The organism is Pseudoalteromonas fuliginea, from assembly GCF_000690055.1.
GTDB classification, from domain to species: domain Bacteria; phylum Pseudomonadota; class Gammaproteobacteria; order Enterobacterales; family Alteromonadaceae; genus Pseudoalteromonas; species Pseudoalteromonas fuliginea.
Genome location: NZ_JJNZ01000010.1, coordinates 54,488 through 67,816, shown reverse-complemented (window position 1 = coordinate 67,816; position 13,329 = coordinate 54,488). Strand labels below are relative to the sequence as shown.

Annotated in this window: 8 protein-coding genes; 6 read left to right on the top strand and 2 right to left on the bottom strand. The window is 38.7% G+C overall.

Annotation, left to right across the window (positions count from 1 at the left end; genetic code table 11):
• Positions 1-41: 41 nt before the first annotated feature.
• Positions 42-4,061: a rhombosortase-dependent M36 family metallopeptidase gene (locus tag DC53_RS16420; RefSeq protein ID WP_033028655.1), complete on the bottom strand. Its 4,020-nt coding sequence runs from the start codon at positions 4,059-4,061 to the stop codon at positions 42-44.
• Positions 4,062-4,194: 133 nt separating this feature from the next.
• Here DC53_RS16420 and DC53_RS16425 point away from each other — a divergent pair, with 133 nt between their 5' ends.
• Entirely contained in the window at positions 4,195-4,695 is a 501-nt protein-coding gene (locus DC53_RS16425) for a serine protease external chaperone (RefSeq protein WP_007376654.1), read from the top strand.
• Positions 4,696-4,717: 22 nt separating this feature from the next.
• On the opposite strand, the gene DC53_RS16430 is transcribed toward DC53_RS16425, so the two are convergent.
• Positions 4,718-6,301: a sensor domain-containing diguanylate cyclase gene (locus DC53_RS16430; RefSeq protein ID WP_500686495.1), complete on the bottom strand. Its 1,584-nt coding sequence runs from the start codon at positions 6,299-6,301 to the stop codon at positions 4,718-4,720.
• A 313-nt stretch (positions 6,302-6,614) separates the two neighbouring features.
• On the opposite strand from DC53_RS16430, the gene DC53_RS16435 reads away from it, so the two are divergent.
• From DC53_RS16435 to DC53_RS16455, 5 genes are all read left to right on the top strand, one after another.
• Positions 6,615-8,426, top strand: coding sequence for a glycoside hydrolase family 3 protein (locus tag DC53_RS16435; RefSeq protein ID WP_033028654.1), 1,812 nt, complete (start codon positions 6,615-6,617; stop codon positions 8,424-8,426).
• Position 8,427: 1 nt separating this feature from the next.
• The gene (locus DC53_RS16440; protein WP_007376657.1) at positions 8,428-9,159 is read left to right on the top strand and encodes a 5-oxoprolinase subunit PxpA; all 732 of its coding nucleotides are present in this window, start codon (positions 8,428-8,430) and stop codon (positions 9,157-9,159) included.
• 299 nt (positions 9,160-9,458) lie between these two features.
• Positions 9,459-10,145 carry a 4'-phosphopantetheinyl transferase family protein gene (locus tag DC53_RS16445; RefSeq protein WP_007376658.1) on the top strand — a complete coding sequence of 229 codons (687 nt, stop codon included), beginning with the start codon at positions 9,459-9,461 and terminating at the stop codon, positions 10,143-10,145.
• A gap of 447 nt (positions 10,146-10,592) precedes the next feature.
• The gene (locus DC53_RS16450) at positions 10,593-12,659 is read left to right on the top strand and encodes a TonB-dependent receptor (protein WP_033028653.1); all 2,067 of its coding nucleotides are present in this window, start codon (positions 10,593-10,595) and stop codon (positions 12,657-12,659) included.
• A gap of 78 nt (positions 12,660-12,737) precedes the next feature.
• Entirely contained in the window at positions 12,738-13,199 is a 462-nt protein-coding gene (locus DC53_RS16455; RefSeq protein WP_008139338.1) for a hypothetical protein, read from the top strand.
• The last annotated feature ends 130 nt before the right edge of the window (positions 13,200-13,329 follow it).

The window sequence follows — 13,329 nt, the reverse complement described above, 5'->3', positions numbered from 1 at the left end:
CTGAATAAATTCAGGGGCTTTTAAATAACGTTTATTTAAACTTATTTACTAACGTTTTTACGACGTCTGTTAAACCACACTAATGGGGTAAGTAATAAAGCAATAAAGCCAACACTACCACCGCTAGATTTCTTCTCGGTTACAGGTACTACAGGAACAGCTTCATTTTTTACCATTACTGTACTTTGCTGAGCTACAGTTGTCGTCCCATCACTTACCGCAACCTCAAATACAAGTTCTTCATCTGCATTTATAGAGCCAGGTGTGAAAGTCAATATTGCTGTATCTATACCCGACAGTGTTGCCGCTGTACCACTAACTTGCGTCCAAGCATAAGTTAATGCATCACCATTTCTATCTGTGGCAGTCGCTGTAATAGTGCCAGTGCCAGATTCAGTTATTTCTGCTGAATCACTCTCAACAAGTAACAATGGCATCGCGTTATCACATGATGTTGCAGCGTCTCCTGCGACTACTTTGGAGAATACAGGCGATAACACGTTAGACATTGTTAGATTATCAATCCACCAACCAAAATCAGCAACAGCCGAATCAGATGAAATACGGAAACGAATTTTAGCTTGGTTGCCATTTAAAGCATCGCCAAAATTAATTGTTTCGTAGTTGCCAAAAGCCCCATCGTCTTGAATATTACGTCCTGTAAATGTATTTCGCTCTTGGAGTGCTTGAGAGGTATTTTCAATTAGTGGGCCGTTATAACCAACACTAAATTCCCCACCCACTTGCGTTACATCCGTCCACTCGCCATCATTAACACTAATTTCTACAACACCACCATCCCAATTCTCTTCAATGAGGTAAAGGTGCCAAAATGATATTTCAAAATCACCTGAGTAACCTATTTCAAACGATTTAGACTCAACCGCCACATCAGTTTGGAAGCTATTGTTATTTAAAAACATTGCCTGAGCGCCTAAGCCAAAGCCCGCAGCATCAAAAGTGGTTATATTGCCACTGTTATCCATGCTCTGCGTACCGATAGCAGCATCCCCACCAAACATTACATTTTCGTTTAAATCAAATAATGAGGCAGCCGACACTTCCATATCATCTGAAACAGTAGCACTGACAGGTGCTTCATCTTCAAAATCTATATTTACAGTGAATGAAATTGAATCTTCTAGTGCTTCAACAATATCATCATCCGTTTCAAGCTCAGGGAAGGTTACTGCTATTTCTAATGTTTCAGCGGTGCCTGCATCATTTAAAGTAATAGTGATAGCGTCACTTGTTGATATTGCAAATGGTGCTGTTTCAGCAAAGGTAACTAACCCATCATTTTCAAGTGTTACATCATGATCGCTGATTACCGTTAACTGCGCTTTAGTCCCTGTTAAGGTTTCACTACCACGGTTAACAATGCTTACACTAATAGAACCTGTTTCACCTTTATCTAGAATATTATCGTTAGTACAATAACCAAGCTCAGCACCGTTATATGCGTTATTAACTATCACGTCGCTTAACGCGAATGTAGCAAGCTCAGATTTATCAGATTCAACAACCCCCGTTAAATCATCACTGAAACGCTCTGGCGATTCAGCTCCTAATCCCATGCCACGCTTAGCAAATGCTCCTAAAATTAATTTATAATCGGCAGGTTCAACAGCATAAGCAGCAGCTAAGATGGCATCACGCGCTTCAGTGTAAAGCGGAGCTACTGGCGTTAATTTATAGCCAGCAACAAGGTAGTCAGCCATGCGGTTTTGAGCTTCCTCAAAACCATGCTCGTTAATTAATGCTACATAACTTTCCCATAACATCGTTGCCCAAATTTCGCCTGCGGCATGTGGCGAAGCTACGCTTGTTGGTGTAATTCCAATATCAGCGCCTGCATTTTCTGTAATATGGCGGAATGATAATGCATTTACTTCGGTATCAGTTGAGTAAGGTACGCGACGAATACCGTAATAAAAGTCCTCTACAAATGTACCGCTACCATATGCCTTTTGGAATTTATCATTGCCTGTAATGTTAATATCATCAGCTTTAGCAATAAACATGAGTGAATGGAAGTCCCCCCAACCCTCGCCCATTGCGCGACCTTGGAAGTTAATTAAACCAGATGAGTTACCCACTAAACGGTTACTGATATAGTGTCCCCACTCATGAGCAATAATACCATTATCAAACGTACCATCTTTTAATGTTGCTTTAGTAAACATATCTACAGAAACAGTATCGCCCGCAGCCATTAAGTCATACATAGCATGACCATCAGCGTAATTTAATCCCATATTTGGAATAGTAACTGCATCATCTTCACCGCCCATTGGCGCTGGCTCATCTGTGTCTGGGTCATTATTCACAACAATTGCTGCTATTGCGCCCGCATTTTGTGCATTTTTTACTTTAATTGTGAAAGAACATGAGCCGCGATCGACTAACGCTATTTTACCTGCAAGATCTGCGGCATTTATAGCAGGCTCACACCCATCATTAATACTTGTTGAATCGGCTGTATTACCATCGTCTAAGCGAACAACATCCCCTTTAATATCACTAAATTGATATTGACCAAAGCCTGACTCTTGTGTTGAATCTAATAAACCTAAAGTCGCATGCGAAGTAACTGTAATACCAAAATCAACACCGACTTGTGCATCTTTACTATTGTATAAATACATTTGCATACGAGGGCTTGCACCATCTGCAGGTGTCGACATATTGGCATTGTTACGTCCTGAATTATCCTGCGCTTGTGCTTCAATTGGATCGCCTTCTATGCCTCCACGTTCAAAATTAGATAGCTGCGCAACATTTGATGTTTCATCAAAGCCGTGATCGTAGAAAAAATCATGTAAAAAGTTATTCATATAAAATAAATTAACAATTGCGGCTTTTCGATTAGCGTAACTATTAGCAACTTGATCTACTTGGTACGGATAATCAAATGTCAGATCGGCTGTGGTGTCAGCTGTAAAGTCGCCTTCACTAAAATCTTGTGGCGCAACAACATCAGCATAAGCAAATACATTGTTGCCCGATGTAGTCGTAGCATCATCAGCTAACCATGGATCCATTGTGCTTAATTTACTGTAATAAGATAACGCAACCATTGGCGCGTCTAAAATTTCAGTTTCATCAACTTGATCAGGCCCATCAGCTGGAATTACATCACCATGAGGGCTTTCCATTGGGTAGCCATCTTGATTAGCATACACGCGATAATTAAAGTCGGCTGCATGTGATTTCAAGTCTTTCTTAAAATAAACTTTGTTATTTTGAGTGCCAATTACATAGCTATAATAGTCGCTTTCAAGCGCATTTTTATCCGCAACTTCGACTTCAACATAATATGCTGACTCTAATTGTCCTGCGACTTCAAAAAATACTTTCTTCGCGCGGGGTTCACCTAATATAATTTTAGAATCATCACCTGAGGTGGCCTGATATTTAGCATATCCACCTTCGTCGCCAATCTTACGAAGCGATGCATTAATACCAGCCAATTCCAAAAGTGCAGATTGAATGCTTTGCTCAGCATTTACAAAGCCACTCAGAGCCGCAAATGATTTTTCAGCTGACGACGTATCCGCAAAATAACCAGAGCCAGCCACAAGGTTAAACTCTTTATCCATTATTAAGTTGAATTCACGATTAAAAACATCAATACCATGAACCTGCTGTTTATACTTTGCGACTATTGAGCCTCGCTTTTGCTCATGCAAATCAGTCATTACTGCTGATGATATTGTGCTTTTCTGACTGCTAATACCAGTTAGAGATTCTAAATAAAGATCCGCTGCATATTGGTTTCGTTTTGCAGGCTCAATAAGCGACATATTTGGCGCCTTTTGCCCCACCGCTTGCCATAAAAATGTGGCTTTACCCAATTGTTTGTCATAAATAGAACGATGACCAGATACTGTCGTTCGCTCAGCTAGTGCGCGTTGCTGCATTGCCGCTGGTGTTATTGCTTGAGTTTGAGAGTTTGCAGTTACATCAAAGTATTGCGCTGATTCAGCTGCGGTTAGTTGTCCTGCGGATAAAGTAGCTGCAACAATTGTTGCTACTGTGGTTAGTTTGAAATTAGACATAAAACACCCTGTTTATATTTTGTAATTTTTGTTTATTAAATGTATTTTAAATGTAATACCAAATGACAGTAGCAATAAGTCGTGTAAAAAAAAAGCTAAAAAACTCTATCTTGTATAATAAAAAGGTAAAAATATGAAACCGCCGTATTTAATAATTGCATTAATATTAACTGCTTCAGGCACTTTGACTGCCTGTAATAACAGCAAAGAGCCAGCTGCTGCAGCCGTACAACAGTCTGAGCCTCAAACTCCAACACAGGTCAGCATAAAAAATAAAACGGCAGTAGAAGATGTTAGCCAAAAAATACATCTGCAAGCAAATAGCATTATGTCATCAGGCGATAAATTGATTTTTAACTCAGAGGTATTGAAAAAGGGGGATATTGTTTTTAACCAAACGATGCAACAAAAAGGGGTCGTTACAGGAACACTTGTTCTTACGCTTGCATCTGATTTTGTACCAAAGGATTTAGCCAACAACTTTAATTTAATACGCTCGACTGCGCATAACTATATGTTACTAGTCACTCAAGACGATAATATAAAAGCCGTTGCTAAATCATTGAGTGCTTATTCTGATGTAAAAAATGTCGAAGTATCCGTAAATTACTCACCTATAGAAACCCAATTTTAAATACTGATGGTTCTATAAGTCGTTAATTTTTATCAGCTATTACACAGCAGTTTCGGCCGTGATCTTTAGCGTAATAAAGTGCTTTATCCGCATATTTGTACACTTGGTCTATATCGTTACTGTGCTCAGGCCAGGTTGCAATACCTATAGAAATAGTAATAAATCCAATAATGTCCATGTTTGTTGAGGCAACGGTTGTTCGTAGTCGTTCCGCTATTTTAAAAGCACTTTCGCTGTCTTCATTTGGTAATATGAGTACAAACTCTTCACCACCAATACGCGCTACAACATCATCCTTTCTGGATAGTTTTTTTATAATATCGGTGAGTGTTTTTAGTGCTTCATCACCTTTATGGTGGCCAAAGGTATCATTTACACGCTTGAAAAAATCGATATCAATTTCCAATATTGCAAATGGAATTTGCTTAAGCATAAGTTGATTAAGTAATCCGTTTAAACTTCTGCGGTTATGCGCCCCTGTAAGTGGGTCTGTTTGTGCATCATGGCGTAATTGGCCTATTTGAGTTTGTAAAATACTCACACCTTTTAACATGGCAAGCTTTAACCTCTGGCTTTCAAAATACCATGCTTTTATATTCTCAAAATTTTCAAAACTAGCCGGGTTATCAAGTGTATTTACTTTGTTTGCGAGTTGTTTAAGCGGCCTAGAAATAAAATGAGCAAAAAAGCCTATAAGTATAAAAGTAATAACCGCCATTGGTAACGTACGTTTGATAACTTCTATAATCAATGTATCAAGTGAGGCTAAGGTATTTTTAACTGGACGTTGCGCAATAACTCCCCAATGTGCTTTTTTTACTGGGGCGTAGCCTGCTAGCATCTCAACATTTTGGCTGCTTTTAACATTCGCAATCCCTCCTTTTCCATTAATAACATCATCTATAATTGCGTTATTATTTACATAGGTGCCGATACGAATATGATCCGGATGATAAAGTATGCGTTTATAAGAATCGACCACATATATATGTGTCCCTTCATCGTAATAATGTTGATCCAGTAAATCATTCAAAATGCTGCGCTCTTTTAAATAAAGAGATCCACCAAGATAGCCTAAATAATTCCCTGCATTGTCAAATAACGGATGGGAAATAAAAATTATCAAATTACCTGCGGCTGACATATAAGGTTTACTAATGAGCGGGCGCTTTTCTTTCAATGCTTGTATTGCGCCTGGAGAAGAAATTGTTTGCTCCATTATTTGCGGTAAAACAGGAGACGTCGCTGCAATAATACCGTTCTTGTTTATCACTACAGAATTAAAACTATTTGTTTGTAAATTTAATCTGGTTACTTCTTCTTTCAATAATTTTTCATTATTTATTTCTTGCTCTATTATTTTTGCTGAATAAGTAAGTTGCTGCATTGCAGCTTCTAAAAAATTATCGGTTGCCGAAGCCAACTTATTTGCATAAGCATAATTGCTTTTTAGTGTGTAATTCATTAACTGCTCTTTTTGCACTTGATAAGTAGAATAAAAACTACTTACTAGAGTGCTCAACGAAGCAGAAAATGCTAAAAGCAGAATGAGTAACCTTAGATTAAGTGCAGGTAGTAATTTGTACAGCAAATGTATATCGTCCACAGTACAAGGCAGTTAAAGCTTGCACTTATTATTGTATATAAAGCCTACAATTATACCCTCTTGAAAACTTATAATCTAATGTTTACAAAGACAGAAAAAATATATGTAAGTACTGATTTTCATTAAATTTAACGATATAAATTTTATCTATTCGTTACAATACGTTAATGGCTTTAGTAAAGAAAAACCATGTTTTGCAGTTGCACTAAAAAGTAGATAAGCTGCACACACTTATCTATTTTATTTAGCTTTGGAGTGTGTTTTGCTAAATAAGTATATTGTGTCGTCTATCGTTTTTTTATCTGGGTGCTTCATGCCAATACAATCCTCGTTCGCACAACCTGTACTTTCTCTTGAACAACAGCTTGGTCAAAAGCTCATGCTTGATTTTCGCTATTTTTGCGAACAAGGTACGAATAAACAATGCAGAACACCATTAACTCAATTACCAGATAAGCTTGCACACATAATTGCAAAGCATAACATTGGGGGGGTTATCTTGTTTTCTGAAAATATCCAATCAATAGAGCAAACTATTACACTGAATGCTCAACTGCAAAATGCAGCAAGTAAATCGAGTAGTAAACTACCGTTATTTATATCCATAGATCAAGAAGGTGGACGAGTAGCTAGGTTACCGCGTGATCTAGCTACTTCATTTACTGGCAACATGTCGATTGGTGCAACATATAAAAAGCACGGAACAAGCTTCGCTACAAAAACGGCAACGGTTATTGCTAAAGAGCTAAGTTCTTTGGGTATTAATGTAAACTACGCGCCTACTATCGATGTAAATATGAACCCAGATAATCCGGTAATAAACGTACGCTCTTTTGGAGAAGACCCTGTTTTAGTTGCCAAGCTTGGTGCTGAACAAGTTGCAGGATTTGAAAGCAATGGGGTTATTACGTCGTTAAAGCACTATCCTGGGCACGGCGATACCAGCGTCGATAGTCACACTGGTTTACCTATGGTAAGTCATGAAAAAGAGGTTATTTACGCTCAAGATTTAGCACCATTTAAATACATTATTGCAAAGCAAAATCCCGGTATGATCATGACGGCGCATATTCAGTATCCTGCGCTAGATAGTACAACGTTTGTAAGCGTTGATGGAAAAACCATGATAAAACCTGCAACGATGTCTCGTAAAATAGTAACCGACATTTTACGAGGAGAACTAAATTACCAAGGTGTTGTAATAACTGATGCGCTTGACATGGCTGGTATTAGCCATTTCTTTACACCCACTCAAGCGGTAATTAATACATTTTTAGCTGGTGTTGATATTGCACTAATGCCAATTGAAATTAGAACGCCAGACGATTTAATAACGTTGGATGAACTTATAAAATCACTTGCCGCAGCGGTTAAATCAGGGCAACTTGATGAGCAAGAAATAGCTAAATCAGCGCAACGTATAATATCACTTAAAAATAAGTTTAGATTAAACACTCATTTGGACCCTATCAGCGCACTTATAAATGCAAAACAAACAATTGGCAGTGCAGCACATCGTGAAATAGAAGCGCAACTAGCTGTGGAGGCTATAACGCTAGTTAAAAATAATAAAGACACTTTACCGCTTAGCCTTAAAACAGATCAGCATATTCATATTATTATGCCTGACACACGTAAGTGTATGGCAATGCAACAAGCCATTGAAGCTATAAGCACTCAAGTGCTTAACTATACTTGTAGCAGCCTGCAAGGTTTTAACCCGCAGCAAGCACATATCGATATAACCACTGCCGATATAATAATTGCAGGTAATGCGACACCAAACCAAAGTGCGGTAGAAATTGGCGGCATGGATGATTTAAAAGACGACGCTAATTTTGCACTCAATAATGCACAGCAGCCAAAAGCACTTAAATCATTACTCAGTTTTGCTAAAGCCAATAATAAAAATACCGTATTTATAAGCTTAAGAGCCCCTTACGATATTGCTGAATTTGGCAACTACGCACAAGCTGTACTTGCATCCTACGCATATAATATTGATGTCGATAAAAACGATGTTGTATCTGGCCCTGCTTTTACCGCGCTTGCAAAAGTACTACTTGGGCAGTCACCCGCCAATGGTGTATTACCTGTCACTATAAAGCAGCAAAAGGCGCACTAATATGAAACTTAACTGTGATTTAGGCGAAAGCTTTGGCGCATGGAAAATGGGCCTTGATAGCAGCGTAATGCCACATATTGATATGGCTAACATTGCCTGTGGTTTTCATGCCGGCGATGCCGATGTAATGGCAAGCACGCTCACTCTTGCAAAACAATATAACGTACAAATTGGCGCTCACCCGAGCTACCCAGATCTGCAAGGTTTTGGTAGGCGCTCAATGAATCTTAGTGCAAGCGAGCTAATAAACTGCCTACATTATCAAATTGCAGCGGTTGAAGGTATGGCAAAAGTGCAGGGATTAACACTTAGCTACGTAAAGCCACATGGTGCGCTTTATAACGACATGATGGCTGATGAAACAATATTAAACACTGTCATGCATGCCATTGCCATCTACCCAACCCCATTAAAGCTCATGCTACTTGCAACGGCTAAAGCACATAGCCATCAGCAACTTGCCAAAACATACCAATTAACATTAATTTTAGAAGCCTTCGCGGACCGTCAATATACCGATGCAGGACTGTTAGTGTCGCGAAATATTCCTGGTAGCGTGCATAATAAATCGGCACTGATTGCGCAAGTAAAACAACTGTTAACTACAGGCTGTGTAACAACTCAATCGGGAAAGGTATTACCTTTACATGCTGATAGTTTATGTGTGCATAGCGATAACGAAGCAAGCATTGCCCTTATTCAGGAGATCAAAGCTCTGTGCCAAACTCGTTAAACACTCAAAAACTAAGTAACCTGAACTCTGGTTAAGAGATTTACTACGTATTGAATCATGGTGATATTTAACTTTATTTTCTCTAGCCAGAGATTCTCAGTGAAAACAAGGCGAATTTACGCGTCAATAGCTACTCGATATAGATTTATTATCCAGAGTTCAGGTTAATTAATCATGCATATTGTACATTACGCAATGAGCTTAAGCTCAACAAAGGTCATAAACTTTACTTTATTTATTATATTTTTAACGTACCATTGAAGCGCTACTCTTAATTTTAGGAAAAATGCAAATAGCATATGGAACTTTCCCCTTATACTCAGTTTACACCCTACCTTAGCCACAGCACTTTTTGTTGTAAATTTGATAGTAACCACTTTATTGATAGTGACTTTTCGAGTTATCAGATTTTTTCACCGCTGCAACTTCAAAAAGCAGTCACAAAACGAAAGGCCGAGTATTTGGCTGGCCGATTTTGTGCGAAAAAAGTACTAAACGCACTCGGTATTTTCTCTTTTGATATTCTTTCTGGCAATGATCGCGCGCCGATATGGCCTGATAAAGTTATCGGTAGTATTACCCACACTCAAGGGATTGCAATGGCAATGGCCTCTCAGCGCACAGATATCGCTGGCATTGGTATTGATATCGAACAGCTAATGAGCGCAAAACAAGAGCGAGAGCTACAAGAACAAATTTTACACCCTAATGACTATCCTCAGTTTAGATTGTTCGCAGAGCAGGTATCACACCCGTTAACCATTATCTTCTCAGCAAAAGAAAGTATTTTTAAAGCTTTGTACGCAAGTGTGAAACAATTTTTTGGCTTTGAAGCGGCTACGCTCATTGCCTTTAATGAACAACAACTGCAATTTAAAATAACCCAAGCACTTTCACCGCAAGTGCCTAAAGACACTTACTTAACCGTATTTTACCAATGTGACAAAAATATAGTGCTCACAGAGTGCGAATTCAAAAATTCCTAGTTATACCAACCTGCATAAATCTTTGAGCAATTTAACGAATTAAATTGCACTATACGTCGTTAAAATTTTTATTTGAAACAACTAGATAAAAAATTTGTCTGGGACCTGTTTATCTTTCGAGGTTAAATTTCAGCTGTATGCTTGGTATTTAGGCAAGGCAGAGCCTATGTAGTGTGGTTATTTCCCATAAATAGGCGATAACGTTGAATAAATGCCAAACATGCGCTACCAGTAGGGTAACGCAGGAGCCCTTACCAAGCCCACTAGGTTACAAACCTCACGCCGCGATTAAATCGCCCCTAGATTGAAATAACAGCCAAACCACCTCTTTACTGATTAACAATTAAGTTAAAAATACAACATTAATTAACTTTAGTGTTGTATTTTAATACAACCAAATGTAGTATTGAAAACAATTATCATTTACATTTACAAAAAGGAATACCTGTGAAATTTAAGGATGTTTTAATCCCCCTCGCAGCACTTACATCTACTACAGCTTTAGCTAATTCTGATAACAATGACGCAGTGGATCAAATGACCGTTATTGAAGTTACTGGAGAGTTATTATCAAGAAGTCTACTACAAAGTGGTAATAGCGTTGTTGTTTTCGATAGTAAAGAACTTGAAAGCCGCCCCGAGTTAAGAACAGTAAGAGACGTATTAAGCGAAATTCCAAACATCACAATGGTCACTGGTACTGGTAAAGCTCCAACAGTAAGGGGTATTGATGGTACTGGAGCCGCAGAAAACGCGAATGCATTTTTTGCAGGCAGCAGAGCACGCTTAAACTGGCAAATTGATGGTCGTTCAGCGACTTATAACGAAATAGTTTTTGGCGATTTAGGTATTTGGGATCTAGAACAAATTGAAGTTCTCAGAGGGCCACAAAGTACTTTAGCTGGGCGTAATGCAATAGCAGGTACAATACGCGTAGAAACACAAGATCCGACGTTTGAACAAGAGTTCACAATTCGTGCTGAAGGCGGGAATTTAGACCAAAAACGACTTTCAGCTATTTATAATCAACCTCTTTCGGAGCAGTTTTCCTTACGAATTGCAGCAGATCAATTTGAACGTAGTTCATCTGTTGATTATGAATCTTACCCTGGTGTTAAAGACCCTGCTGACATGGAAGGCCGTGCAATTAGAGGGAAATTACTTTATGAGGGCGATGACAAATACGGTACACGCGTGGTTGTCACACTAACCGATAACAAATACAGTGGTCCAAATAGTGAAATCATTGATTATCCATTTGATCAGCGTCGTTCTAACTTTCCGCAACAACCCGTTCATGTTACGCATACTAAAAGCTTAGGCATTGAATACAGCGCATCATTAACTCAACAACTACAGTTAGAAGTAACGGCTTCAGCAACAGACTTTAATTTTGAACGTAAATCTACGCCAGATGGTTCTAAAGCGAATATTGATAACAAAGAGTTTGTGATAGAACCTCGTTTACGCTATCAAGGTGATAACGGCGAACAATGGGTTATTGGTAGTCGCTACTACACTTCAAAACAAGATGATTGGATCCAATTCATTGTAAAACAAAGCTTTACTGATGATTCAGATAATTTTGCAATCTACTCTGAGGGTGCCCTCCCATTTAGTGACAAATTTGAGCTAACGGCAGGTTTACGCTACGAAAAAGAAAACCGCAAACGTGAAGGCGGTGATCCTGATAGAGCGATTGCAAAAATAGAATCCGATAACGACTACAGTGCCTTATTACCTAAGCTTGGGCTCAGCTACCAAGTAAGTGATACGCATATTGTCGGTTTACAATTATCTCGCGGGTATAATGCAGGCGGCGGCGGCATTTCCTTTGGCGCACCAATTGTTAACTATGAATATGATGAAGAGTACGTAAACTCTTTAGAAATCTATGGTCGTCAGCAATGGGCTAATAACAGTATAAGCACATCTCAAAACCTGTTTTATTCGCAATATACAGACATGCAACTACCTTTTGATTTAACACCTGAAAACTCACGTGATGAAGCTTATGTAGTTAGAAATGCAGACGAAGTAACTACTATTGGTTTTGAATTTAATGCCGATTGGCAGATTAATGATCAGTTCAATCTTTATGGTGGTTTTGCACTGTTAGATTCAGAGATCACTGATTATCCAAACTCAGGCCTAGAAGGGAACTCATTACTTACGGTTCCTTCTGCTTCTATGAAATTAGGGACCACATGGCAATCAAATAATTGGGTTGTTAACGTTAGTGGCCAGTACACTGATGGCTGGTATACCAGTATTTCAAACGATGAAGGCGGTAAAACAGACGCTTTTGCGACCTTTGATACAAGTTTGAACTACGTTATCTCTGAGCAAGCTAAAGTGTATCTTTCAGTACGTAATATTTTTGATGAAGATGCTCCTGTTGCATTGTATCCAGGTACAGCACCTGCTGATAGCAATGAACCTGATACTAACTTTGATACAGCAGTATTGACCCAACCAAGAACGATTAGTGCGGGCATACAGTATACATTCTAATCAATCAGATTTTTCCACGGCAAAGCTAAATTATTTGCTGTGGAAAATCTATAAAATCAATAACAAAGGTTATTAAGTATGACAACAATTAAATACGATAGCAGCCTCTGGCCATTAGCTGTAACAGTAGCAAAGGGGGAGTGCACGCTAGCAATGCACTTAGACTCTTTAATATCATGGGATCGTTGGTTTGATAGAGCTGAAGCATTTATTGTAGTGCGTGTTTATACAGATGAAGCATCCTTACAACACCCTAAAGGGGCGGGTCCTGCAACACAAGAATGGCTTAAAAATGGTGCGGCAGAGAAAATGCAACAACTTGTTCAAGCGATGCTTATCGTTGTTCCTGAGGAGCAATATCAAAAATTGCAGAATATGAGCGTTCAAAAAGCCTTTGGTATACCTGGAGCCGTATTTAAATCACTTGATGATGCTAAAACATGGCTACAGGCATCAGCCAAAGAGATAGCGATACCTGAAAATATTGAATTACAAGATGTAGCTACACTTGTCCACTCTCATTGCGGTAATACCAATTAGCTTAATTAAGTGATCTATTTTTAGGTAAGAAAATCGTGTCGATAACAAGGCAACAAAGAGTTAATCGTCCCTCAAAGGGAAGCGCATGTTTGGTCTTTATACTGCATTATCGCCTATTTATGGGCAGTGA

Excerpts from the sequence above, each read along its gene's own strand:
- DC53_RS16425 (WP_007376654.1), top strand. The coding sequence starts at position 4,195 with ATGAAACCGCCGTATTTAATAATTGCATTAATATTAACTGCTTCAGGC.
- DC53_RS16435 (WP_033028654.1), top strand. The coding sequence starts at position 6,615 with ATGCCAATACAATCCTCGTTCGCACAACCTGTACTTTCTCTTGAACAA.
- DC53_RS16455 (WP_008139338.1), top strand. The coding sequence starts at position 12,738 with ATGACAACAATTAAATACGATAGCAGCCTCTGGCCATTAGCTGTAACA.
- DC53_RS16420 (WP_033028655.1), bottom strand. The coding sequence starts at position 4,061 with ATGTCTAATTTCAAACTAACCACAGTAGCAACAATTGTTGCAGCTACT.
- DC53_RS16440 (WP_007376657.1), top strand. The coding sequence starts at position 8,428 with ATGAAACTTAACTGTGATTTAGGCGAAAGCTTTGGCGCATGGAAAATG.
- DC53_RS16445 (WP_007376658.1), top strand. The coding sequence starts at position 9,459 with ATGGAACTTTCCCCTTATACTCAGTTTACACCCTACCTTAGCCACAGC.